23 protein-coding genes and 2 tRNA genes are annotated in these 24,090 nt (G+C 71.7%); 14 read left to right on the plus strand and 11 right to left on the minus strand.

What is annotated here, in order from left to right; all coding sequences use genetic code 11:
• Positions 1-60: 60 nt before the first annotated feature.
• On the plus strand, positions 61-741 hold the full coding sequence (locus tag ASD18_RS13705; protein ID WP_056092869.1) for a TetR/AcrR family transcriptional regulator: 681 nt from the start codon (positions 61-63) through the stop codon (positions 739-741).
• Here the strand turns inward: ASD18_RS13705 and ASD18_RS13710 are convergent.
• The 5 genes from ASD18_RS13710 to ASD18_RS13730 all read right to left on the minus strand — a co-directional run bounded on the left by ASD18_RS13710 (position 728) and on the right by ASD18_RS13730 (position 6,404).
• Positions 728-1,030 (minus strand): hypothetical protein, encoded by a 303-nt coding sequence (locus tag ASD18_RS13710; RefSeq protein ID WP_235522398.1) that lies wholly within the window; start codon positions 1,028-1,030, stop codon positions 728-730. The two genes, ASD18_RS13705 and ASD18_RS13710, sit on opposite strands and share 14 nt — an antisense overlap.
• Complete coding sequence (locus ASD18_RS13715) at positions 1,027-1,716, minus strand: hypothetical protein (RefSeq protein ID WP_056092873.1); 690 nt, start codon at positions 1,714-1,716, stop codon at positions 1,027-1,029. The genes ASD18_RS13710 and ASD18_RS13715 overlap by 4 nt, the downstream gene beginning before the upstream one ends.
• A 120-nt stretch (positions 1,717-1,836) precedes the next feature.
• The gene (locus ASD18_RS13720) at positions 1,837-4,542 is read right to left on the minus strand and encodes a LuxR C-terminal-related transcriptional regulator (RefSeq protein WP_056092876.1); all 2,706 of its coding nucleotides are present in this window, start codon (positions 4,540-4,542) and stop codon (positions 1,837-1,839) included.
• 47 nt (positions 4,543-4,589) lie between these two features.
• On the minus strand, positions 4,590-5,372 hold the full coding sequence (locus tag ASD18_RS13725) for an SDR family oxidoreductase (protein WP_056092879.1): 783 nt from the start codon (positions 5,370-5,372) through the stop codon (positions 4,590-4,592).
• Positions 5,373-5,393: 21 nt separating this feature from the next.
• Positions 5,394-6,404 carry a tetratricopeptide repeat protein gene (locus tag ASD18_RS13730; RefSeq protein ID WP_056092883.1) on the minus strand — a complete coding sequence of 337 codons (1,011 nt, stop codon included), beginning with the start codon at positions 6,402-6,404 and terminating at the stop codon, positions 5,394-5,396.
• A 315-nt stretch (positions 6,405-6,719) separates the two neighbouring features.
• On the opposite strand from ASD18_RS13730, the gene nrdI reads away from it, so the two are divergent.
• Entirely contained in the window at positions 6,720-7,142 is a 423-nt protein-coding gene (gene nrdI, locus ASD18_RS13735) for a class Ib ribonucleoside-diphosphate reductase assembly flavoprotein NrdI (RefSeq protein WP_056092887.1), read from the plus strand.
• A 398-nt stretch (positions 7,143-7,540) separates the two neighbouring features.
• Complete coding sequence (locus ASD18_RS13740) at positions 7,541-8,035, plus strand: LacI family DNA-binding transcriptional regulator (protein WP_056092890.1); 495 nt, start codon at positions 7,541-7,543, stop codon at positions 8,033-8,035.
• A gap of 225 nt (positions 8,036-8,260) precedes the next feature.
• Here ASD18_RS13740 and ASD18_RS13745 read toward each other — a convergent pair whose 3' ends face one another.
• From ASD18_RS13745 to ASD18_RS13755, 3 genes are read right to left on the minus strand one after another with little or no spacing between them, the layout of a single operon-like run.
• Complete coding sequence (locus tag ASD18_RS13745; RefSeq protein ID WP_056092893.1) at positions 8,261-8,989, minus strand: hypothetical protein; 729 nt, start codon at positions 8,987-8,989, stop codon at positions 8,261-8,263.
• Complete coding sequence (locus ASD18_RS13750; RefSeq protein ID WP_056092896.1) at positions 8,986-10,416, minus strand: DHA2 family efflux MFS transporter permease subunit; 1,431 nt, start codon at positions 10,414-10,416, stop codon at positions 8,986-8,988. Before ASD18_RS13750 ends, ASD18_RS13745 begins: the two co-directional genes overlap by 4 nt.
• Positions 10,413-10,934 (minus strand): PadR family transcriptional regulator, encoded by a 522-nt coding sequence (locus ASD18_RS13755; protein ID WP_056092900.1) that lies wholly within the window; start codon positions 10,932-10,934, stop codon positions 10,413-10,415. Before ASD18_RS13755 ends, ASD18_RS13750 begins: the two co-directional genes overlap by 4 nt.
• A 157-nt stretch (positions 10,935-11,091) precedes the next feature.
• On the opposite strand from ASD18_RS13755, the gene ASD18_RS13760 reads away from it, so the two are divergent.
• The gene (locus ASD18_RS13760; protein WP_056092904.1) at positions 11,092-11,469 is read left to right on the plus strand and encodes a VOC family protein; all 378 of its coding nucleotides are present in this window, start codon (positions 11,092-11,094) and stop codon (positions 11,467-11,469) included.
• A 65-nt stretch (positions 11,470-11,534) separates the two neighbouring features.
• Positions 11,535-12,350, plus strand: coding sequence for a GNAT family N-acetyltransferase (locus tag ASD18_RS13765; protein WP_056092907.1), 816 nt, complete (start codon positions 11,535-11,537; stop codon positions 12,348-12,350).
• Between the two features lie 24 nt (positions 12,351-12,374).
• Here the strand turns inward: ASD18_RS13765 and ASD18_RS13770 are convergent, their stop codons facing one another.
• From ASD18_RS13770 to ASD18_RS13780, 3 genes are all read right to left on the minus strand, one after another.
• Complete coding sequence (locus ASD18_RS13770; RefSeq protein WP_235522399.1) at positions 12,375-13,115, minus strand: SDR family NAD(P)-dependent oxidoreductase; 741 nt, start codon at positions 13,113-13,115, stop codon at positions 12,375-12,377.
• A gap of 57 nt (positions 13,116-13,172) precedes the next feature.
• The gene (locus ASD18_RS13775; protein WP_056092915.1) at positions 13,173-14,777 is read right to left on the minus strand and encodes a methyl-accepting chemotaxis protein; all 1,605 of its coding nucleotides are present in this window, start codon (positions 14,775-14,777) and stop codon (positions 13,173-13,175) included.
• A 311-nt stretch (positions 14,778-15,088) separates the two neighbouring features.
• Positions 15,089-15,159, minus strand: a tRNA-Gly gene (locus ASD18_RS13780).
• A gap of 105 nt (positions 15,160-15,264) precedes the next feature.
• Between ASD18_RS13780 and ASD18_RS13785 the strand changes: the two genes are divergently transcribed.
• The 9 genes from ASD18_RS13785 to ASD18_RS13825 all read left to right on the plus strand — a co-directional run bounded on the left by ASD18_RS13785 (position 15,265) and on the right by ASD18_RS13825 (position 24,069).
• Positions 15,265-15,338, plus strand: a tRNA-Pro gene (locus ASD18_RS13785).
• Between the two features lie 80 nt (positions 15,339-15,418).
• Entirely contained in the window at positions 15,419-16,381 is a 963-nt protein-coding gene (locus tag ASD18_RS13790) for a DUF389 domain-containing protein (protein WP_056092916.1), read from the plus strand.
• A 77-nt stretch (positions 16,382-16,458) separates the two neighbouring features.
• Complete coding sequence (locus ASD18_RS13795; RefSeq protein WP_056092919.1) at positions 16,459-17,748, plus strand: glycosyltransferase; 1,290 nt, start codon at positions 16,459-16,461, stop codon at positions 17,746-17,748.
• A 187-nt stretch (positions 17,749-17,935) separates the two neighbouring features.
• Positions 17,936-19,339 carry a trigger factor gene (gene tig / locus ASD18_RS13800; RefSeq protein WP_056092922.1) on the plus strand — a complete coding sequence of 468 codons (1,404 nt, stop codon included), beginning with the start codon at positions 17,936-17,938 and terminating at the stop codon, positions 19,337-19,339.
• Between the two features lie 213 nt (positions 19,340-19,552).
• Positions 19,553-20,170: an ATP-dependent Clp protease proteolytic subunit gene (locus tag ASD18_RS13805; protein WP_056092925.1), complete on the plus strand. Its 618-nt coding sequence runs from the start codon at positions 19,553-19,555 to the stop codon at positions 20,168-20,170.
• Between the two features lie 35 nt (positions 20,171-20,205).
• The gene (locus tag ASD18_RS13810; protein WP_056092930.1) at positions 20,206-20,907 is read left to right on the plus strand and encodes an ATP-dependent Clp protease proteolytic subunit; all 702 of its coding nucleotides are present in this window, start codon (positions 20,206-20,208) and stop codon (positions 20,905-20,907) included.
• 213 nt (positions 20,908-21,120) lie between these two features.
• On the plus strand, positions 21,121-22,401 hold the full coding sequence (clpX, locus tag ASD18_RS13815; protein ID WP_056092933.1) for an ATP-dependent Clp protease ATP-binding subunit ClpX: 1,281 nt from the start codon (positions 21,121-21,123) through the stop codon (positions 22,399-22,401).
• 31 nt (positions 22,402-22,432) lie between these two features.
• The gene (locus ASD18_RS13820; protein WP_056092936.1) at positions 22,433-22,747 is read left to right on the plus strand and encodes a chorismate mutase; all 315 of its coding nucleotides are present in this window, start codon (positions 22,433-22,435) and stop codon (positions 22,745-22,747) included.
• A 125-nt stretch (positions 22,748-22,872) separates the two neighbouring features.
• Positions 22,873-24,069: a hypothetical protein gene (locus ASD18_RS13825; protein ID WP_056092939.1), complete on the plus strand. Its 1,197-nt coding sequence runs from the start codon at positions 22,873-22,875 to the stop codon at positions 24,067-24,069.
• Positions 24,070-24,090: the final 21 nt, after the last annotated feature.

Genomic DNA, 24,090 nt, shown 5'->3' on the forward strand with positions numbered 1-24,090 from the left:
GTACGGTGTGCAAACAGTGTACGGTGTGCAACAGGAAGTCAAGAGGCGAGAGGAACCCCGATGTCCGCAGCACCCACGCCAGGTCGGACGGGGCCGCGACGCGCCCTCACCCAGGACCAGATCGTGTCCGCCGCGCTGACCCTGCTCGACGAGAGCGGCCCGTCCGCGGCGTCGATCCGGGGTATCGCGGCCAAGGTCGGCGTGGCACCGAACGCGGTCTACACGTACTTCCCGGACAAGGCCGCCGTCGTCAAGGGTGTCGTCGAGCGCCTCCTCGGAGAGGTCGACCACACCGCGTCCGGTGACGACGCCGGCTCGTGGCGCGACCGCGTGGCCGCCCTGGCCGTGGAGCTGCGCCGCGCGCTCCTGGCGCACCCCGGCGCGGTCCCCTTGATGATCGGTGGTCCGATGGACGGACCCCACGCGCTCGCCCTGAACGAGCGCCTGCTCGAGCTGCTCGCCGACGCCGGCCTGGACCCCGCCGACGCCGCACGTGCTGCCTACCTGCTGATCGTCTACGCCTTCGGATCGATCGCGATGGAGGTGGCCGACCAGCACGGGGTCGCACCGATGCCGCCCGAGCAGGACCGCATCGCCGCCCGCCTGGACGCCTTCGCAGCGATCCCGGCGACGCACCTGCCCCGCACGGCGGCCGCCGCCTCCGTGATGGCCGGCTACGTCTCCGAGGCCCAGTACGTCTGGGGGCTCCACCGGGTCCTCGACGGGATCAGTCCGGGGTAGCTGCTGAGCCACCGCCACCCGGCCCCCGCACGGGATCGACGATCCCGACGGAGACCAGGGTGACGCCCAGGTCGCGGATCCTGGCCAGCAGCCCGTGGAGCTCGGCCTGGTCGGCGACGACGCCGGTGAGGCTCGTCGCCCCGTCGTCGTCGTGGGTCAGGGTCAGGCCGCCCAGCGAGGGCGCCCAGTGGGGGTCCAGGTGTCCCGTGACCCGCAGCGTGTAGACGACGGCCGCACCCGCCCGGTCGGTCGTGCCGACCGGGCGGGCGGGCTGGGGGTGGACCGTCACCTGGCGCCGGCCGCGTCGAGCTGCGCGCCCACCGGGGCGAGCGTCGCCGGCCCTGTCGACGTGCGCTGGTCGCGCCACAGCGAGTAGCCGAGGGCCACGAGCGCGATGCCGTCGGGGATGGCGAACAGCCGCTGGTTGACCTGGGGGAGCAGGGGGATGGCGAGGGTGGCCACCGTGCTGACGGCGAGGAGCACCGAGGCCCAGCGGGCGAGGACGTTCGCGCGGTAGAGCGCGATGCCGAAGAGGAGGCCGCCGACGACGTAGCCGAAGGCGCCGAGCAGGTTGAGGGTCATGAACGAGCCGACGTCACCGGTCGGGGAGCCCCCGGTGGCGATGGCGAGGATGTCGTTGACGTAGCCCGGCGTGCTGTGCGCGATGGCCGGCAGGACGACCAGGCCGATGACCTCCGAGCACATGATGACCAGGTAGCCGCCGGCCGCGACGAGGTAGCCGACCAGGCCGAGGACGCCGATCTGCCTCACCTGGCGCAGGTACATGCCGGTGATCCCGGCGAGCGCCAGGACGGCCATGAGCACCTTCATGCTCTGGCGGACGTGCCACTCGGTCGTCGTGACGAAGTCGGCGTCGAGCTGCGGGTGGTTGATCTGGACGGTGATGAACAGCAGTCCCGCGGCGACGGCCGCGAGGCCGGCCGCCCGGGTGAGCGTCGAGGTGGTGATGGACATGTCCGGCTCCCTGGTTCGGGTCCGTGGCGGGGCGCCGCGGCACGACCTGAACGTAGGAACCGGGCTGGTGGTCAGGCATCACCACCTGAGGTGAGAGGCGATGTGATGCCGCCGGTCCGGCTACAGCACGCCACGCTCGTGTGCGCGCAGGACCGCCGCCCGCCGGCTGGTGACTCCGAGCTTGGTGAAGATCCGCTTGGTGTGGCTGCGCAGGGTGTTGAGCGTGACGAACAGCTCGCGGGCGATCTGCGGGCCGGTCAGCTCGCTGTCCAGCAGCCTGAGCACCTGGAGCTCGCGCGCGCTGAGCTGCTCCACCGACGGGTTCTGGACCTCGGTGCCGGTGCGGTCGTCGCTCGAGGCCGCGACGTCGAGCAGGCGACGCGCGTGCTCGCCGGCAGGATCACGGCGGTCGACGGCTCGGAGCAGCTCCCGCAGGGGGGCTCCCTCGTCCAGGAAGAGACGCACGTACGCCTGCGGTTCCGGTGCCCGGCTCCAGGCCTGGCCGAGCGTGCGCAGGGCGTCCCGGCGGGCTCCCTGCGAGTCCTGCGCCAGCGCCGTGAGCAGGTGGATCTCGAGGAGGCTTCCGTCGCGTCCGGTGCGCTCGGCCGCCTCCTGGAGCCGCGCCAGGAGGCGGATCGCGCGGTCCGGGGCGTCGGGGTCCGGGTGCGCCCGGTGCTGGGCGACGAGCAGCCGCACCAGCGTCAGGTGGTCGAACTCCCTCAGGTACGCGACCTCGTCCGTGGCGGACACACCCCGCTGACGCGCCCAGTCCGCCGCTGGGGCGAGGTTGCCCTGCGCGATCCAGACGCGCGCCCTCATGGCGGCGATCGGACGGAGGTCGGGGAAGAAGCCCGGTCGATAGAGCTGCTCGGCCTGGTGCAGCAGGTCGACGGCCCGCTCCGGATCACCCTCGACCGCGGCGACGCGGCTCATCGACGCGAACCATCGGAACCGGCTCTCGGCCATGGCCGCGCCCTCGCCGAGTGCCGCGGCCTCCTCGAGGTGTCGCGTGGCACCCGCGACGTCCCCGGCCTCCAGGTCCAGCTCGCTGAGCCCCACATGGAGGGCGGGAGTCGCACGCAGGACAGGCCCGTCGTGCGCCGCGCTCACCTCGAGCGCCCGCACGTAGAGGGCGCGCGCCGCGCTGGGCCGACCGGCCACGAGCCACATGTCCGCCAGCACGGGGGTGCTGCTCAGCTCGTCCACGAGGTTGCCCGCCGCGTGCAGGCTGCCGACGGCCTCCGTGAACGTCTCGAGCGCCGAGGAAACGTCGCCCCGGGCCCACGCCGCCAGGCCGAGGAATCCCGATGCGCCCCCGCGTGCGAGATGGTCGTCGGGGCCGGCCAGCTCGAGCGCGCGCCGGGCGTGCTCTGCGGTCCCCGCCACGTCGCCGCGGGCCTGTGCGAGCGAGGCGCGGTGCACCGCGATCGTCGCCGGGAGGGTCCGGAGCTCCTCGGCCTCGGCCGGCGAAGGTGCAGGTCCGCCCGGTGCTCTCGCCAGCGCGCGGTCGGCGTCGTCGAGGCGCTCGCCGACGGCATCGAGATCCCCCGAGATCATGAGCATGTAGGCGAAGAAGACGCTGAGCAGCGGGCTGCGTCGGACCGCCTCGTCGGGAAGCACCCTCAACCAGCCGAGCAGCAGCGCCTCGCGCCGGTGCCGTCGGATGTCAGGGACCGCCAGCTCCATGAGGTGGACCGCGCGGTCGATGTCCCGCGCCGCCAGCGCATGCCTGACGGCCTCGTCGGCCGAGCCGTTCGCCTCGTACCAGAGGCTGGCCCGGCGGTGCAGCTCCGGGACCAGGTCCGGCTGCTCGGCCAGCATCCGCACCCGGAGCACGTCGGCGAACAGGTGGTGGTACCGGAACCACTCGCGCCGGTCGTCCAGGGCGACGAGGAAGAGGTTCTCCCGCTCCAGGGTCATGAGCAGGCGGGTGCCGTCGTCGCCGCCGACGACCGCGTCGCACAGTGCGCCCGTGAGGCGGTCGAGGACGGCGGTGCGCAGGAGGAAGTCGCGCACGGCCGCCGGTTGGTGCGCCAGCACCTCCTCCACGAGGTAGTCGACCAGGTAGCGGTCGGTGCCGGTGAACTGGTCGATGAAGCCGCGGACGTCGTCCCGTCCTCGGAGGGAGAGCGCGGCCAGCTGCAGCGCGGCGATCCAGCCCTCGGTGCGTTGCTCCAGGGCCACCACGTCGTCAGCCGGGAGTCGCAGCCCGGTGGCCTCACCGAGATACGCCGTCGCCTCGTCGAGCGTGAACCGCAGGTCGGCGGCACGGATCTCGACCAGGTCGCCGTGCACCCGCCAGCGCGCCAGCGGCAGATCGGGGTCGACCCGGGTGCAGAGCACGACGTGCGCCTGTGGCGGGAGGTGCGTGAGGAGCAGGGCCATGCCCCGGGCGATCTCGGGGTCGTCCACCAGGTGGTAGTCGTCGAGGACCAGCCAGACCTGACCCGGCGTCGCGGCCAGCTCGTTGAGGAGCGTGGTGAGGACGAGGTCGATCGCCGTCGGGGAGGAGGTGACCAGGTCGAGCGCACGGGAGCACGCGCCGTCCGTCGCGCCCGCGAGCGCGGTGAGGACGTACCTCCAGAACGTCGCGGGGTCGTTGTCCGACGAGTCGAGCGAGAGCCACGCCACGGCGCGCCCGTCGGCGGGAGCGCCCGCCACCCACTCCGCCACGAGCGTGGACTTGCCGAACCCCGCCGGAGCGCACACCAGCGTCAGCCTCGCGTCGACCCCGGGGCCGACACGCTCGAGGAGGCGTGGGCGGGCGACCAGACCCCGGCGCAGCGTCGGGACGTGCAGCTTCGTAGCAATCAGCGGACCCGCCACGCCATCCCCGTTCCAGGAGCACGACCGCGTGCGTACCGCCGCCCACGCTAGTGGCGACGAGGCCTCACGCCCGGGATCGACCGCGGCGCCCCGATCGCGCGCACGACCGAGCGGGGCATCGCCCGGGCTGCGCCCGACCCCAGCCGGTACCGCAGGCTCGGCGTGGAGATGACGGCGCCGCGCCTCACGTCGGCGAGGGCGGTGGCGACGACGTCGTCGGCGTGCAGCCACGCGATCTCCGGCAGCCACGACATGTCGATGCCGGCGCGGTCGTGGAACTCGGTGTGGACGAACCCGGGGCACACGACGGTCGCGGTGACCCCGGTGCCCCGCAGCTCGACCGCCAGGCCCTCGGTGAACGTCCGGACCCACGCCTTGTGCGCGGAGTACGTGCCGAGGGTGATGAGCGCGGCGACCGACGCGACGTTGAGGATGGCGCCGCGCCCGCGCGCGGTCATCTGGCCCGCCGCGGCGTGCGACAGCACCATGACGCTGCGGACCATGACGTCGAGCACGGCCTGCTCGCGCTCGAGGTCGCCGTCCACGAACCGCTGTCCGGCGGCGCCGCCGGCGTTGTTGACGAGCAGCCCGACCGGGCGCTCCGTCGACCGGAGCCGCTCGGCGACGCGCTCGACGTCGCTGCGGACCGACAGGTCCGCGACGAGGATCTCGACGTGGACGCCCGCAGCCCCGCGCAGCCGACCGGCCAGCCGATCGAGCCGCTCGGAGTCCCTGTCGACGAGGACCAGGTCGTGGCGGGCGGTGGCGAGCTGCCACGCGAACTCCTGCCCCAGCCCGGCGGCCGCCCCGGTGATCAGCGCGGTACCCACCGGACCACCGTAGAGGTCCGGTCAGCCGCGGAGCGCGTACGCGACGCCGTCGGTGACCGAGAGCCCGGCCCCGCGAGCGAGCGCCGCGTCGAGCACGTCCGGGGGGAGGGCAGCCGCCACCGCGGCCAGCGACTCCTCGTGCTGCTCGCGCTCGTCGGGAGGCCACTCGCCCCCGGCACGCCCGAGCATCGCGGCCGCCGCCCCGAGCAGGGTGGCTGCGCGCTCGTGGTCGCCCGCGGCCGCGGTCACCGCGGCGAGGCTGTTGAGGGTCCAGGCGATCGGCATCTCGGCGCCGCGTGCGGCGCTGATCCGGAGCGACTGGAGGGCGAGCTCCTCCGCGCGCTCCAGGTTGCCGAGCCGGCGCTCGACCATGCTGAGGTTGGCCGACTCCGACCAGACGACGAACTCGTCGCCCGTCGACCGACCCATCGACAGGCGGGCCGACATCACCTCGCGCGCCGCCTCGAGGTCGCCCGACATCTGCAGTGCCACGCCCAGCACGTGCAGGCTGCTGGACCGCCCGGGATCGCTGTCAGGACGTCCGTCGGTGACCGCGAGCGCCTGACGCAGCAGGCGTACTGCGTGGTCCACGTCGGTGGTCAACGCCACGCGAGCCGACCCGGCGAGGACGAGGGCCTGGAGCGAGCGGTCACCGACCGCCTCTGCCAACGCGAGGGCCGTGGTGAACCGCTGGTTCGCCAGCTCGTACCGACCCGTCCAGAAGACGACGTAGCCGTGGTCGTAGAGCGCCCTCGCACGCGCTGCCTCGTCGCCGGCACCCGTCCCCAGGGCCCGCTCGAACCACGCGTCGCCGTCGTCGATCCGCGAGGTCGAGATCCAGAACGGCACGAGCGCCGACGCCAGGCGGAACGCCGCCTCCGGCTGCCCGACGGCGAGGTGCCAGTCGAGCGCCTCGAGCATCGCGGGATAGCGATCCTCCACCGGACCGTTCGCGGCCGGGTCCTGCTGCCGGGCGCGTGCGCGGGCGTCCTCGGCGACCTCTAGCAGTGCGGCGGCGGTGACGGCATCCACTTTCGGAGCGTACGAGTCACTGAACCGGGGCGCCATCACCTCCGAACCGATGGGCGCGGCGTTCGACTCTCTGCGGGAACTCACGCGCAAGCTGGCAGGCCTTGCCCGAGCCACTCGACCGTGCGGGAGCGGCAACCACCTGACGGCAACTGAGAGATCCCGCAGCGCCCGGGCCGCCACGGCCTCGTCGCCGACGCCGCGCAGAGGTAGGTCGCGCGGTTCGCGACGCACCCGTCGACTGCGGTTGCGAGGGCCACGCACCTGTCCGCCCAATGGTCCCGGGCGCGTGGCTCTGCGGGGTGGTTGCCTACGGTGATGAGGCAGACGCCGATCTACTACTACTCATCGTCGTCCGGCCTGGTCCGCGCGTTCGTCGATCGGCTGGGCCGACCCGCGTTCAACCTGGCTGAGCGCGAGCACCGCCTGGCAGAGGTCGACGGTCCGTGGGTCCTGCTGACGCCGTCGTACAAGACGGGCAACCCTGACAACGACACGATCCCCGAAGCCGTGCGGAGGTTCCTGGCGTCAGCGGTGAACAGGCGGCGGCTGGTGGCCGTGATGGGGTCCGGGAATCGGAACTTCGGGTCGTACTACCAGCATGCAGCGCGACTCGTCGCAACGCGGTCTGGGCGGCCGGTCTTGTTCGAGTTCGAGCTGGCCGGCACCCCATGGGACGTCGAGGAGGCGCGGGGACTCATGGCCGCGCTCGACGAGCAGCTGGCCACGAGCCCCAGGTAGGCCAGGTAGGACACCTGTGCCGCCGATCGCCGGGCTGCTCCCGCGACGCGTCACCGTGCGAGTGGACATCCGGCGCAGCCGACCGGCTGAGCTCGAGGCACCCAAGAGTCGCACCTGCTCGGCGAGTGTCGCCAGGCACGGGGTTGTCGGCCAGGACGAACACCATGAACGTGAGCGCGGCGACCGCCGGGTCTTCGCCCTCAGGCGGAGTCGCCGCCCGATTGCGCGGATGGAGCTCCGTCCGAACGTCAGCTCACTGATCGTGGTCTCCGTGCCAAGTGGTCTCCACTGCTGGACTGGCACTCGCGGGATCCTGCGCCTCAGGGAAGGAGTTCGGCGTACGCGACGATGTTGTCCTCGTAGTGCCCGGTCCTGGTGTTGAAGGCTGCCGTCAGATCGTGCAACACCTGCACTCGCTCGGGCACCAGCACCTCGTCTACCTGGCCGGCCCGCGCAGCTCGTGGATGGCCACCACCCGGTGGTCAGCGCTGCGCACGGCTGCGGAGGACGCCGGCATGCGCGCCGACCGGGTCGGGCCGTTCACGCCCAAGGTGGCACAGGGCGGCCTCGCGGCGGACGCGGCGCTGGGGACAGGGGCGACCGCCTTCGTCGCGCACAACGACCTGCTCGCGATCGGCGTCGTGCAGCGCCTGCAGCAGCGCTCGATCGGGGTACCGGCCGACGTCTCCGTCGTCGGGTTCGACGACATCTTCGCCGCCGACCTGTGCACGCCACGTCTGACGACGCTCGGCGGTGCGCATGCCGACGTCGGGCGGGCGGCGGTCGAGATCTTGCTCAAGGCCGCGGTGCGAGGAACGACGGGTGGTCCACCTGTCCGGGTCGTCCTGCCGACCGAGCTGCGGCTGCGCGAATCCACCGGACCGGTCGCGTGAGGCCGCGGGCGTGCGCCGGAGCCGGGCCGGAAGCGTCCGCCACCCACCCCGAGTTGTCACCACATGAGGAGCGGACGACGGGAATCGAACCCGCACCGCGCGAGCACGTCGTCAGCGGAGCCACTCGCAGCCGTCCCATTCGACGCTGATGCCGCGGTGCGAAGCCGGCGACTCCAGGTGCGCAGCTTCGGCTCCGGCTCCTGGCCCCCACACGGAAGCGCTGACCTAGAGCGGCTCAGCGGGCTTCGGGAGCAGGCGTGTCAAGCGTGCCTTCTTCCGGTTCTCTCGCACGATCCAGCGGACATCGGAGTCTGACGAGGTCTCGAGTTGGGCGAAGGCCGGGAGTCCGTGCTCGGGGTCGCCTGCGATCGCGACGCTCCAGCAGTACCCGAGCCCCTGCCGTAGAGCGCGGACATCCGTGTTGCGCCGGTCGGACATCGGCCGGCGAGCCAGCGAGTCGGTCGCGCTCCGGCACGCGTCGAGGGCGACCAGTGCGGTCTTGTCGTCCTTCAGCAGTCGCGGCTCGCAGATCCCTGCGACGGCGGCACGCTGGACGAGCGGATCGGGGTCAGCCGCCCAGGAGGCCACGACGCCGCGCATGACGGCGCCGTCCGAGTCGCCGAGGCGTTGCAGCGCCATGGCGACTCCTTCGCGGACCCGCCACCTCGCGTCCCGGGCTTCGGCGTGCAGCACCTGAAGAAGGTCGGCCCGTCGCTCGTCGTCGGCGTCGGCCACCAGCCTCCCCAGGGCCGCGGCGGCACACGCAGCGAGGTACTCGTCGTCCGAGCTGACCAGGTCGAGGATCACCCCCGGCGGAGCGACGTCGCCGAAGGCGGCGATCAGCTCCACGTTGGCCCGCGGGCCGGGCAGGCCCGAGTGAGCGGTCAGGAAGTCCCGGATCCCCGAGGCGTCGAGCGGCTTGAGGGCGTCCTGGAAGTCATGCCGTGTGCTCACGGCGAGATGCTCCCACCAGGCAGCTCAGCCGTGGGCCGGGCCGGTCCGATCTCACCGAGGAACAACGACCCGACCGCCGCGAGAGCCGCCAGGGCGATCAGCACGGCACCGGCCACATGGAAGCGGTCCACCGCGAGCGCCCGGGTTGTCGCTCCGGCAACTGTCGCGGCCAGCAGGCTCACGCCGACCGAGCCCCCGACCCGCTGGACGATGCTGAACAGCGTGTTCCCGTCGGCGAGCTGGCTCTCGGTCAGCGGGGCCAGCATGGCCACCAGCAGGGGAGTGGTGACCAACCCGACCGCGACGGCCCTCCCGGACAGGATCGCGGCAACGACCCACAGCGGGGTCGACAGTTCCAGGGTCAGGAGCAGCAGGCTCGCCGCGGCCAGGCCCACGAAGCCGCCGGTCACCAGGGTGCGCAGCGGCACGCGGGGCGCCAGGCGCTGCCCCGCCCACGTCCCGACACCCATGAGCACCCCCTGCGGCAACAGCGCGAGCCCGGTCTGCATCGCGGTGTGGCCCTGCACTGATTCGGTGAAGACGGGCATGAGGAACACCGTGCCGAACGCCACCACGGAGCAGATGACCTGCAGCCCCAGGCCGAGCGCTGCGCGCCGCTCCCGCACCATCGCCAGGTCCACCGGTGGATGCGGGCGGTGCGGCGCCCAGAGCATGTACGTGGCCAGCAGCGCCAGTCCGGCGACGAGGCTGCCGCCGGACTCGAAAGCGGCCCACCCCGACGCGGTGCCCTCGACCGCCCCGAAGAGCGCCAGGACCAGGCCGGTGGCGAGCACGGCGAACGCGGCCGGGTCGAACCGGACGTGGGGGTCTGCCGGTGAACCCACCCCGCGCGGCACCCGCAGCAGGGCCGCGACACCCAGTGCGCCGATCGGCGCGTTGACCAGGAAGATCCACTCCCAGTGCCCGCCGACGAGCAGCAGGCCGCCCAGGGTCGGGCCCAGCGCCGGTGCCAGGAACAGGACGAGCGCGGCCGAGACCGGGATGGCGCTTCGCCGGGCCCCCGCGCTGCCGAGCAGGATGCTCAGCGCCAAAGGAACAAGAGGCGCACCGGCGAGGCCTTGCGCCACCCGCAGCCCGATCAGGACCCCGACGCTCGGGGCGAGCGCACACCCAGCGGACACGACGACGAACGCGACCGCGCTCACGGTGTAGACCCGCAGCGTGCCGAACCGCCGAGCGAGGTAGGACGTCGCGGCGAGCGAGAGACCCAGGGCCAACAAGTAGCCGCTGACCACCCACTGCACCTCGCGCAGACCGGCTCCCAGGTCGTCGGCGATGACGGGCACGGCCACGTTCACGACGCTCGAGTCGAGCATGCTCAGCACCGGACCGACCAGCAGGCCGAACCGGGCGACCGAGCCAAGGGTGACTGTCTCGACGCCTCGCTCGACGCCGGTGCTCGTCACCTGGCGTCGCTGTCGCGGCCGGCGACCTCGACGAGCTCGGCGACGAACGCCCGGTCCCGTCCCAGCCGATCCAGCAGGTGCCCCATCGAGCGCGCGCGCCACCCCGCGGGGTCCTGCACGCTGGCCAGCAGCTGGGTGGCTTGTGCCAGCTGCTCCTCGAGCGCGGCGTCGCGCGCGCTGAGCACCGCGAGCCGTTCCGCCAGCGTCATCTCGTCGAAGAAGCCGACGCGCAGGAGGAACTCCTCGTCCTGGCCGGCCTCGTCGGCGCTGAGCGTGGTGATGAGCTCATGGAAGAGCGCGTGCCCCGCGGCGGTGATGGCGTAGGTCTTCCGGGCCGGACGGCCCTCCGTGGTCTCGACCTGCTTGGTCACCGCGCCCCGCTCCTCGAAGCGGCGCAGCAGCGGGTACAGGGAGTTGTTGCTCAGGGGCCGCAGCGTCGGGCGCTGGACACGCCGTTTGAGCTCGTACCCGTGCACCGGGCCGTTCCGCAGCACACCGAGGATGAGGATGTCGATCACTAGTCCAGTGTGACATAGGTCTGTATGACCTAGCAGGTCACCTGGCCCTGTAGGGAATCGGAGGCTGATCCATCCGGTTCTCCGATGGATCGATCTGGTGCAGGGTGGTCGCTGGACGCGACGGACCGCACATGAGTCACCAGGGAGAGTGCCGAGGATGAGAGTGCTGGGTGTGGACAACGTCTTCGTGGAGGTCGGTGACCTCGACGAGGCCGTGACCTTCTACCAGGACGGCCTGGGGCTGCCGGTGCGGATGCGCTTCGACGCGATCGACACGGCGCTGCTGCAGCTCGGCGGCGAGACGCCCGGCCTGGGGATCCGGGCGGTGCAGGAGCCCCGAGCCGGCGGGCAGAAGGTGTGGCTGGAGGTCGGTGACGCCCGAGCGGCCGCTGAGGAGCTGGCGGTCAGGGGGATCCGCTCGATCGCGCCGCCCTTCGCGATCCGCACGGGGTGGGCGTTCGAGGTCCAGGACCCGTGGGAGAACGTGATCGGGTTCACCGACTACTCACTACGGCCCGAGCTGGGTCGACGGTGATCGGCCGGGAGGCCCACACCCCGTCGGCATCAGCTCGACGAACAGCGACACAGGAAGGGTTCTGGGTGACCGGCAGGATCGACGCGAGCGCGCTGAGCGCAAGCCTGGCGCAGGTGCAGATCAACGTGGGGTTCGCACGGGCGGTCGTGGACGACGTCGTTGACGGATCGGTCTGGGTCTCGGCCGACGTCGGGGTCGGCGCGGCACATGTCATCCACTCGTACGGGATGTCGCTCATCTGGGGGGAGCGGGTCGACGACGCGTTCGAGGAGCTCGTCTCCAGGCTCGTCGAGGGGACGTACTGGACCCGGGACGAGTGGCTGCAGGTCGACCCGCGCTGGGCTCACCTGCCATGGCGCGAGCGGCTCGGCATCGACAGCGTGGACGAGCACGTGCGGGTCAACTTCGACTTCGACCGGGATCAGTTCCTCGCGGGTGGAGTGGACACGGCGACGTCCGACAGCTGGACGCTTCGACCCGCGACAGCCGCTGACTTCGCCCGTCCCGGGTCGGTGATCCCGGTGGAGTTCTGGCGGAACGCGGAGCAGTTCCTGGCCAACGGCGGTGGATGGGTCGCCGAACGCGACGGGGCGTTCGGTGCCATGGCGTTCTCGTCGTTCCGATCGGGTAGCCAGATCGAGCTCGGCATCGAGACGGCGCCGGACGCCCGTAGGCAAGGGCTGGCCACCGCTGTCGCTCGCCGGATGATCACCGACACCCTCCTGCAGGGACTGACGCCCGTGTGGTCCTGCAGGGCCAGCAATGCCGGCTCGTACCGGCTGGCCCGCACGCTCGGGTTCGTGCCCGTCCGGGAGATCCCGTACTTCCGCCTCGGAGTGCGACGACCCGCGTCGCGGCAAGGACGCATCGCGATGCGCTGAGCTCCTGCCGTCGGCCCGATGTCCTCAGCGGCCGAGGGTCGATCCGCCGTTGGGCGAGAGGATCTGGCCGGTGACCCATCCGCCGTCGGGGCCCAGGAGCCAGGCGATGAGCGACGCGACCTCGTGTGTCGTGCCCGGTCGGCCGACGAGAGTCTCGAGGGACTTCCTGCGGATCACGTCGTCGTCAAGGCGCCCGACCCAGAACTCGGTGTCAGGGACGAATCCGGGGGCGACCGCGTTCGCCGTGCCGCCGTGGTGCCCGAGGTCGCGTGCGAGGTCGAACATCCACGCGTGGAGTGCGGACTTCATCGCACCGTAGTGGCCCGCGCCTCGCCCGCGCAGTGCCGCGACGGAGGACAACAGCACGACCCGCCCGGACGCCTCCCGCAAAGCGGGTGTGAGGGCCTCGATCAGCAGCACTGCGGTGAGCACGTTGCTCCGGAACGCTGCCTGCCAGGCGGCCTCGACCGCCGAGAGACCGTCGCCTGGGGCGTGGCGCGGCGACAGTCCGCCGGCCGCGGCGACCACTCCCGCGCAACCGTGCCCGGAGGTGGCGAGGTGGTCGGCGACGCGTTGGGCGCCGTCCGGGGTCGAGACGTCGGCGGTGACGAGGTCGATCGTCCCCGGGTGCGCCTCGGCGAGTGCTTCGAGCGGTCCGGTGCGTCGGCCCACGACGGTCACGTGGCTCGCACCTTCGGCGAGCGTGATCGCAACCGCTCGGCCGATCCCGGACCCGCCACCGCTGACCACCACGGTCCTTGTCATGACCGGCATCTTCGCACCGGCTCGCCGTGCGCGGCGCCGCGCACGGCGACCCTGGTGTCAGTAGGTGAAGGCCGCGAGCTCCTGGCGCAGCTCGGCGGAGAACTGCGCCAGTTCGTGGACGGACGCGCCCATCTGCACCAGCGTCTCGGACGAGTACGCGGCGCCGGACGCGACCCCGGAGATGTTCACGGCGATCTCCTCGGACCCGGTTGCGGCCTCCGTGACCGAGCGTGACATCTCGTTGGTGGTGGACGTCTGCTCCTCGACCGCGGCGGCGATCGTCGTCTGGTAGTCGTTGATCGACGCGATGATCGCGGAGATCTCACCGATCGCGTCGACCGCGTCGCCGGTGTCGGCCTGGATCGCCTCGACCTGGCGGGTGATCTCCTCGGTCGCCTGCGCGGTCTCGCGCGCGAGGTCCTTGACCTCGCCGGCGACGACGGCGAACCCCTTACCCGACTCGCCGGCGCGGGCCGCCTCGATGGTCGCATTGAGGGCCAGCAGGTTCGTCTGCTCCGCGATCGACGCGATCGCCTTGACGACGTTGCCGATCTCCTGCGAGCTGATGCCGAGCTTGCCGACCGTCGCATTGGTGCTCGCGACGACCCCCGTCGCCCGGTCGGCGACCCGAGCAGCGTCGTTGGCGCTCTGCGCGATCTCCCGGATCGAGGCGCTCATCTGCTCCGCGCCCGCCGCCACGGTCTGCACGTTCCGCGACACCTGCTCCGAGGCTGCGGCCACGACGCCGGCCTGGGCGCTGGTCTCCTCCGAACCAGCGGCGACCTGGGTGTTGGCGGCGGAGAGCTCCTCGGCCGCGGCGGCCACGGTGTGCGACATCTCGATCACCTTGGCGATCACCGCTCGCAGCGCGGTCTGCGCGACGCCGAGCGCCGTCGCCATCTGGCCGATCTCGTCCCCGGAGCGCACGGTGGCCCGGACGGTGAGGTCGCCGGTCGCCATCGCGTCAACGGCACGCTTGACGTCCACCACGGCGCGTCGGATCGAACCGGCAAGCATCACCCCGAGCAGGCTCGCCAGCGCGACCCCGACAAGCAGGATCACCACGGTCCACCTGATCGCCGCTGAGGCCTCGGCTTCCACTCGGTCCGTGATGGCGTCCATGGACCCGGTGACCTCCGCGTCGACCTCGGTCAGGTTGCCGATCATCGCGGCACCCAGGTCGGCCGCGCCGCCGGCACGCACCTCCGCGAACAGCGGTCGGTCGTCCGCCATGGCGGCGGCCATGAGGTCGCCGTCCACCATGGCGCGGTAGTCGGTCCACGACGTGGTGAACTCGTCCCAGTTGGTCGGCAGGTCGCCCCCGTTGGCGGTCTGGAACGCGGTCGCGAAGTCGGCGGAGGCCGAGTCCATCGCGGCGTACGCGTCCTGCAGCTTGTCGAACTGCGCCTGCTTGCCTTCACCCTCGTACGCCATCACGAGCGGGATGTACATCCGCACCGTCCACAGCGCGTCCTTCAGCGTCGTGAGCGACGTGCCGACGCTGGCCTGGGTGGCCGCCATCTGTGTGGCGTCGTCCCTGATGTGCTGCACCTGCAGGGCGGCGAACGCACCGAGGGCGCTCGCCGCGACGGCGAAGACGGCGACGAGCCCCAGGATCTTGGTGCGGATCGAGGCCTTGGCGAACCGGGTGGAGAAGGTCATCGGAGGGCTCCTGATGTGACTGTGGCGCCCGAGCGCACCGCAGGTGCGTCGCTGGCGACGTTGCACACGCGGGCATCCGTCCTGATCGGCCGGGGTTCGCGGAAGCTGAGCCCAACGATCGGGTCGGTCTGCGGGCCGCATCGTCGCCGACCCACGGTGACGTGGTCAGCAGGGCACCCGCCCCTGAGGCACCCCCACGGCGAGCGTCAGCGTCAGCGCTGGCGCAGGGCCGGCGCCTCCATCCACGGCACAGCTCGCCCGACGTCGTCGGCGAGCTTCCTCGACGTCCGTGACACACGAGCCACCCCGGGAGCGGACGACGGGAATCGAACCCGCGTAGCCAGTTTGGAAGACTGGGGCTCTACCATTGAGCTACGTCCGCACAGGTCCTGGCTCTGGGAGCCAGGACCGCGGCACCCAGGGTACCGGGTGCGCAAGGACGTCTCGTGCACCCACCTCGCCCGCCAGGGCCGCGGTCGGGTGCGCACGGGGTGTGGCGCAGGTTGGTAGCGCGTCCGCTTTGGGAGCGGAAGGTCGTGGGTTCGAATCCCGCCACCCCGACGGTGTGATCATGGGGCGGTCCGCCGCGCAGAGCGGAGCGGCTCCCACGATCGCCCGCCGGACGACGACACACTGACCCCGTGCTGCACCTGCGGATCGCGGTCCCGGCGGACCTCACCAGCGGCGTCGTCGCCGTCCTCGAGCGAGCGCCCGCGGTGAGCAGCCTGGCGGTCCTCGACGGTGCGTCGCGGCGACCCGAGGGCGACGTCGTGCTCGCGGACGTGGCGCGCGAGGCCGCCAACGACCTCTGCGACGAGCTCCTGGAGCTCGGCGTCCAGCGCGAGGGCACGCTGACGATCGAGCCGGTCGACACCTGGGTGTCGCAGCCCGGGTACGACGCCGAACGGCTCGCCCCGGGCAGCAGCGCGGACGCCGTCGTGTGGATCGACGTCACGCGGCGTGCCTATGCAGAGTCCGAGCTCAACTGGACGTACCTGAGCTTCATGAGCCTGGCAACGCTCATCGCCGCCATCGCCATCGTGCTCGACTCGCAGATCCTGGTCATCGGCGCGATGGTGCTCGGGCCGGAGTTCGTGCCGATCGCCGCGCTCGGCATCGCGCTGGTCCGCCGCCGCTTCCACCTGCTCCGGATGGCGCTCTGGACGCTGGTGGTCGGCTTCGTCCTCGCCATCCTCCTGACCTGCGTGGCGGCGCTCGTGGCCAAGCAGCTCGGCTGGGTGACGCTCGAGCAGGTCACCGCTCCCCGCCCAGGCACGGAGTTCATCTACACGCCCGACAAGTGGTCGTTCATCGTGGCGGTCATCGCCGGGGCGGCGGGGGTGCTGTCGCTCACGTCGGCGCGGGTCGGTGGGCTCGCGGGAGCGTTCATCTCGGTGACCACCGTGCCCGCCGCCGGCAACGTCGCGCTGGGCCTGGCGTTCGGGCAGCTGGTCGAGGTCCGCGGAAGCGCGCTCCAGCTCGGCATCAACATCGTGGGCATGGCCCTCGCCGGCTGGCTGACGCTGGTCTTCCAGAAGACCGTGTGGAACCGCTTCGCCGACCGGCGCGAGCGCCTGCGCGCGAGGATCCTGCGCCGCGACTGAGCCCGGGATGTATCAGGGCGAATCGCCCAGGGTCTTGTTCAGGGACTGTTTCCCCGACACCCCTGGGAGATCCCCCCATGAGCAGGATCCTGTTCACCCTCACCCCCGTCACCGGCCATGTGCGCCCTGCGCTGCCGCTCGCCCGTGCGCTCGTCGCCGAAGGCCACGAGGTCGTGGTCTACACGGGCACCAAGTTCGCCGAGGCGGTCCTGGCGACCGGTGCCAAGCACGCACCGATCGTGCAGGGCCGCGACCTCGACGACGCGGAGTTCGACGCGTGGTCGGTCGCGCAGGGCGCACCGCCCCCGGGCATCAAGCGGCTGCAGTGGGACGTGCGGCACCACTTCGTCGGCACGGTCCCGGGCTTCCTGGCCGACCTGGACGGCATCGTCGCCGCCGAGCGGCCCGACGTCCTCGTCATGGACAACGGGTTCATCGCGGGAGCGATCGCCGCGCGCCGCAACGACCTGCCGTCCGTGCTCTTCTCCGTCTCGCCGCTGGCGATCTCGAGCAAGGACACCGCCCCGTTCGGCCTGGGTCTGCAGCCGCCGCGGACCGGGTTCGACGGTCTGCGCTACGCGGCGCTGGGCTGGTTCATCGAGAAGGTGCTGTTCCGGGACTCGCAGAAGGCGGCGGAGCGTGTGGTTGCCGACGCCGGCCTGCCGGTGCCCGACGGGTTCTTCCTCGACTGGGTGCAGACGGCCGCCACGCGGGTGCTGCACACGTCGGTGCCGTCGTTCGAGTACCCCCGCAGCGACCTGCCGGAGAACGTCGAGATGGTCGGACCGTTCCTGCCGGCGGGCGTCGACCGCTTCGCACCGCCCGCCTGGTGGGACAACGTGCGCGAGGCGCGCGCCACGGGTCGTCCCGTCGTGCTCGTCACGCAGGGGACGGTCGCCACCGACCCGGAGCGGCTGCTCTGGCCGGCGATCGACGGACTCGCCGACGAGGACGTCCTGGTGATCGCGACCGCCGAGCCCGCCGACTACCCGGCGAACGTGCGGGCCACCCCGTTCGTACCGTTCGACCGCCTCCTGCCGCTGGTCGACGTGATGATCACCAACGGCGGTTTCGGCGGTGTCCAGCAGGCGCTCGCCTCCGGGGTCCCCGTGCTCGTCGCGGGCCGGTCGGAGGACAAGGCCGAGGTGGGTGCGCGCGTGGCGTGGTCCGGCGTCGGCCTCGCGCTCCCGACCGACAAGGTCACGGACGCGACGACGTCGGAGGCGGTCCGGCACGGTGTGCGGCGGTTGCTGGACAACCCGTCGTTCGCACGGCGGGCCGGCGAGCTCGCGGCCGAGTACGCGGAGCACGACGGCGTGGGCCGCGCGGTGTCGGTCATCACGGAGGTCGCGGGTCTCGCTCGATGACGGGACGACCGGCGTGGGCGGTCCCACAGCCTCTCGGCTTGGGACCGCCGCCCGCCGTGGCGTAAGGTCGAGGGTCGCCAGCGTGCGGTCGTCGGCCCGTTCTCGGGCGTGCGACGGCGCGCGGCCCGAAGCACCGGAGATCGCCGGAGTCGCCGGCGCCCGCCCCGATCAGTTGGAGACCATCGAAGTGAAGAGCGCCGTCGAGACCCTGGAGCCCACCAAGGTCAAGCTGACCGTCGAGGTGACCTACGACGAGCTCAAGCCCAGCATCGAGCACGCGTACGAGCACATCGCTCAGGACGTCGTCGTCCCGGGCTTCCGCAAGGGCAAGGTGCCGCCGCGCATCATCGACCAGCGCGTCGGTCGTCCCGCCGTCCTCGAGCACGCGATCAACGAGGGTCTGTCCGGCTTCTACGCCGAGGCCGTCCGCGAGAACAAGCTGCGCCCGCTGGGCCAGCCCGAGGTCGAGGTCACCAAGATCCCCGGCCTGACCGCCGCGCCCGCCGGCGAGGAGGGCGAGCTGCACTTCACCGCCGAGGTCGAGGTCCGCCCCGAGATCACCGTCCCGGCGCTCGACGGCATCGCCGTCACGGTCGACGACGTCGAGGTCTCCGACGAGGACGTCGCCGCCCGCCTGGACGCCCTGCGCGAGCGCTTCGGCACCCTGGTCGGCGTGGACCGCCCCGCGGCCGAGGGCGACTTCGTCGTCATCGACCTCACCGCCACCATCGGCGACGAGCCGGTCGACACCGTGTCCGGCGTCAGCTACCAGATCGGCTCGGGCAACATGCTCGAGGGCCTGGACGAGGCGCTCACGGGTCTGTCGGGCGGCGAGACCACCACGTTCGAGACGGCCCTCGCGGGCGGCGAGCACGCCGGCGAGACCGCCCAGGTGAGCGTCACCGCCACCACGGTCAAGGAGCGTCAGCTGCCCGACGCCGACGACGACTTCGCCCAGCTGGCCAGCGAGTTCGACACGCTCGAGGAGCTGACGGCGGACCTGCGCACGCAGGCGTCCAGCATCAAGGCGTCCAACCAGGCCGTGCAGGCCCGCGACCTGCTGCTCGAGCAGCTGCTCGCCGCCACCGAGATCCCCGTCCCGTCGGGCGTCGTCGAGGCCGAGGTGCACCGCCACCTCGAGGGTGAGGGCCGGCTCGAGGACGACGAGCACCGCGCCGAGGTCGGCGAGCAGGCCACCACCGCGCTGCGCAACCAGATCCTCCTGGACACCCTCGCCGAGCAGCTGGAGATCAAGGTCAGCCAGAACGAGCTGCTCGACTACCTGGTGAACGCGTCGCGCCAGTACGGCATGGACCCGAACACCTTCATCCAGACCATCGACCAGCAGGGCCAGATCCCGACGATGGTCGCCGAGGTCGCCCGCTCGAAGGCGCTCGCCGTCGCGCTGCGCCGCGTCGCCGTCACCGACGGCTCCGGCCAGGCCGTGGACCTGTCCGAGTTCATCGGGTCCGACGCCGAGGACGCCGCCGAGGCCGCAGAGGTCACCTCGGCCCCGACCGACGCCGCGGCCGACATCTCGGCGTTCGACGTGTTCGACGACGCCGAGCCCACCGAGGACGCCAAGGCCTGACGCCGCGCTCCGGAAGGCCCCGCACCGATGCCCGGTGCGGGGCCTTCGGCGTTCTCCCGGGTCGACGGCGCCGGGCTCTGCCGTCAGCGAAAACGCTCGGTGCGGGGCCATGGACGGGTGCCGCTGCGCGTTAGGGTCACTGCATCGCGCGGGTCCCCGACAGGGAGACCGCGCGGTGCAGGACAGACGTCACCGTCAGATGAGGGAGCCTTCGTGAACGAGCTAGTGCCGATGATGGCCAGGGCGGACGGCCCGGCCTTCGGCCTCAATGACTCCATCTACAACCGACTGCTCCGCGAGCGCATCATCTGGCTCGGTTCCGAGGTGCGCGACGAGAACGCCAACGCCATCTGCGCGCAGATGATGCTGCTGGCCGCGGAGGACCCCGACAAGGACATCTGGCTGTACATCAACTCGCCCGGTGGCTCGATCACCGCGGGCATGGCGATCTACGACACCATGCAGTACATCCAGCCGGACGTCGCCACGATCGCGATGGGCATGGCCGCGTCGATGGGGCAGTTCCTGCTCTCGTCGGGCGCCCAGGGCAAGCGCTACGCCCTGCCGCACGCCCGCGTGATGATGCACCAGCCCTCGGGCGGCATCGGCGGCACCGCGACCGACGTGCGGATCAACGCCCAGCTGATCCTCCACATGAAGAACGTGCTCGCCGAGCTCACCGCCGCCCAGACCGGCAAGACCGTCGACCAGATCAACGCCGACGCCGACCGTGACCGCTGGTTCACCGCCCCCGAGGCGCTCGAGTACGGCTTCGTGGACAAGGTCGTCACGAAGGCCGACTCGGTCGCCGGCGGCGGCGGCACGGCCTGACGGCGTCCGACTTTCAGATCGTTGAGGAGAAGCTCATGAGCATGGAGTCCCAGTTCATGGCGCGCGCCGGGATGCTGGCGGGGCCGGGCGGCCTCGCGCCGTCCTCGCCCGCCGCCCGGTACGTGCTGCCGCAGTTCGAGGAGCGCACGGCCTACGGGTTCAAGCGCCAGGACCCGTACACCAAGCTGTTCGAGGACCGCATCATCTTCCTCGGCGTGCAGGTGGACGACGCCTCGGCCGACGACGTCATGGCCCAGCTGCTGGTGCTGGAGAGCACCGACCCGGACCGCGACATCATCCTGTACATCAACTCGCCCGGCGGATCGTTCACGGCCCTGACGGCGATCTACGACACGATGCAGTACATCAAGCCGCACATCCAGACGGTCTGCCTCGGGCAGGCTGCCTCGGCGGCGGCCGTGCTGCTCGCGGCGGGCTCGCCCGGCAAGCGCCTGGCCCTGCCCAACGCGCGCGTGCTCATCCACCAGCCGGCGATGGAGGGTGGCGGCTACGCGCAGGCGTCCGACATCGAGATCCACGCCAACGAGCTGATCCGGATGCGCGAGTGGCTCGAGCTCACCATCGCGCACCACACGGGCCGCGACATCGAGCTGGTCCGCAAGGACATCGAGCGCGACAAGATCCTCACCGCCCAGGCGGCGCTGGAGTACGGGATCGTCGACCAGGTGCTGGCCAGCCGCAAGGGCGTCATCCCGACGACGGTCCAGCCCAAGTAGTCCTCCGGGGAGCCGGGTCCGCGGCCTGCGGACCCGGCTCTTCTGCTGGGCGACGGGTGACGCCAGTGACAACCGGTGCTGACGCGTGCCGTGTGTTCGGCTGACATCCCGGCCCCGGTGGTGTGCAATGGGGGAGGACGCGCGCCCCGCGGGGCGACGCACGTACGACGCACCGCCCGACGGGCGGAGGGCGACACGAGGAAGGGGATCGACGTGGCTCGTATCGGGGACGGGGCCGATCTCCTCAAGTGTTCCTTCTGCGGCAAGTCGCAGAAGCAGGTCAAGAAGCTGATCGCGGGCCCGGGCGTCTACATCTGCGACGAGTGCATCGAGCTCTGCAACGAGATCATCGAGGAAGAGCTGGCGGAGGCCACCGAGGTCGGCCTGGTCGAGCTGCCCAAGCCGAAGGAGATCTTCGACTTCCTCGAGCAGTACATCATCGGCCAGGAGTCGGCCAAGCGGGCCCTCGCGGTCGCGGTGTACAACCACTACAAGCGTGTCCAGGCCGGTGAGGCGCGGACGTCGACGACCGACGACCACATCGAGATCGCGAAGTCGAACATCCTGCTGGTCGGCCCCACGGGCACCGGCAAGACGTACCTCGCGCAGACCCTGGCCCGCATGCTGAACGTCCCCTTCGCGATCGCGGACGCCACGGCCCTCACCGAGGCGGGCTACGTCGGCGAGGACGTCGAGAACATCCTGCTCAAGCTCATCCAGGCCGCCGACTACGACGTCAAGAAGGCCGAGTCGGGGATCATCTACATCGACGAGATCGACAAGATCGCCCGCAAGAGTGAGAACCCGTCGATCACGCGTGACGTCTCCGGCGAGGGTGTCCAGCAGGCGCTGCTGAAGATCATCGAGGGCACCACGGCCTCGGTCCCGCCGCAGGGCGGCCGCAAGCACCCGCACCAGGAGTTCATCCAGATCGACACCACGAACGTGCTGTTCATCGTGGCCGGCGCGTTCTCGGGCCTCGACGACATCATCGCGGCCCGTGCGCGCAAGCGCGTCGTCGGCTTCGGCGCCCCGCTGCTGGACTCGGTGGACGAGGGCGACCTGTTCGCGGAGGTCCGCCCCGAGGACCTGCAGAAGTACGGCCTGATCCCCGAGTTCATCGGCCGGCTGCCTGTGGTCGCTGCGGTCTCCCGTCTCGACCAGGACGCGCTCGTGCGGATCCTCACGGAGCCCAAGAACGCGCTGGTCAAGCAGTACCAGCGGATGTTCCAGATCGACGGCGTGGAGCTCGAGTTCGACGAGGAGGCCGTGGCCTCGATCGCCGACCAGGCCCTCCTGCGCGGCACCGGGGCACGTGGGCTGCGGGCCATCATGGAGGAGGTCCTCCAGCAGGTGATGTTCGAGGTGCCCAGCCGCGACGACGTGGGCCGCGTGGTCATCACGCGCGAGGTGGTGCTCGAGAACGTCAACCCGACGCTCATCCCGCGGGACACCGAGCAGGAGAAGCGCACACCCCGCGAGAAGAGCGCCTGACCGTCCGGGGTTCCCGCCTAGGATCGCGTCCGTGAGCGACCTGCCGACCCCGATCCCCGCCGACCTGGCCCGCCTGCGCGGGAGCATCGACAACATCGACGCCGCGCTCGTCTACCTGCTCGCGGAGCGGTTCAAGGCGACGCAGCAGGTCGGCGTGCTGAAGGCGACCAGCGGCCTGCCGCCGTCGGACCCGGCGCGTGAGGAGCAGCAGGTCGCGCGCCTGCGTGAGCTCGCGCGCACCGCGGACCTCGACCCCGTGTTCGCGGAGAAGTTCCTCGCGTTCATCGTCGAGGAGGTCATCCGGCACCACGAGGCCATCGCCGAGGACCACGCCCGAGGCGCCTGACTATTCGGGGTGGCGCCGGGCCCTCCGGGGGCGGAGGGTAGGAGGGGTCAGCTCCGGCAAGCCGCGCGGGGGCGGATCACGCGTGCGCGGTCGCCGGGGACGATCGACACCGGAGGTACTTGCCCATGGATCTGCACTGGCTCAAGCCGCTGCTCGGACGCCCGGCACCGTTCACGACCGTCTACCTCGACGCGACGCGCAACGGTGCGACCGGTGACGCCGAGGCGGCTGACCGCTGGAGGGCCGTCCGACGCTCTCTCGAGCGCGACGGCGCACCGGCCTGGGTGCTGGACCAGATCGCCGACGTGGTCTCGGTCCCCACCGGTGTGCGCGCCCCCCACGGGCGGGTGATCGTGGCCGACGCCCAGGGAGTGGTGGTCGACCGAGTGCTCTCCGAGCCTCCGGCCCAGTCCCACGCGGTGTTCGGCCCTGCGCCGGCCCTGCTCCCGGCCGTGCGCGCCGCCGACGAGACGGTGTCGTACCTGCTGGTCGAGGTGGACCGCAACGGAGCGGACCTCACCTGGGCCGCCGGTGGCACCGTGCGCACCGAGGGCGGCCCGGAGACCGAGACCGTCGACGGTGGGCACGACGACGTGCACAAGACGCGCGAGGGCGGTCTCGACCGGCGCAGTCAGACGCGTGCGGAGGACTCCTGGGGTCGCAACGCCGAGGCGGTCGCGGCCGTGCTGGACAAGCGGGTGGCGGAGCGCAAGCCCGACCTCGTGGTGATCACGGGCGACGTGCGGGCCACCAAGCTCGTGTGCGAGGCCGTCGGTCAGCAGGCGCGTGAGCTGGTGGTCGAGGTGCAGGGCGGGTCGCGCGGTGAGGGCGTCAACCAGGGCGCGTTCGCGGCGCGGGTCACCGAGACGCTCGAGGCGTTCCGGACCCGGCGTCGGCAGGCGGTGCTCGACCGGTTCCGGGAGGCGCAGGGCCGCGGCGACGGTGCCGTCACCGCGCTGGGCGACGTGATCGAGGTGCTGCGGCGCGGCCAGGTGGCGGAGCTGGTGCTCCAGGTCAGCGTGCTCACCACCGGACTGGCGGAGCGGACCCTGTGGGTGGGGCCCGAACCCCTGCAGCTGGCGACGAGCGCGGGGGACCTCCAGTCGATCGGCGTCACGGAGAACGCGCGCGAGATGGACGCGAACGTGGCCCTGGTGCGTGCTGCCCTGGCGCAGGACGCGGGCGTCACGTTCGCCGAGGACGGCGCGGTCGACCTGGTGGACGGCATCGGCGCGGTGCTGCGCTGGTCCGACGACTCCACGCCCAGCGAGGCGGTCCCCACCCAGTCCGCCGACCAGGCCCGCCTCCGCACGGTCGTCTAGACACCGCGACGTCCGCACTCG

This window comes from Cellulomonas sp. Root137 (assembly GCF_001426725.1).
GTDB lineage: Bacteria > Actinomycetota > Actinomycetes > Actinomycetales > Cellulomonadaceae > Cellulomonas.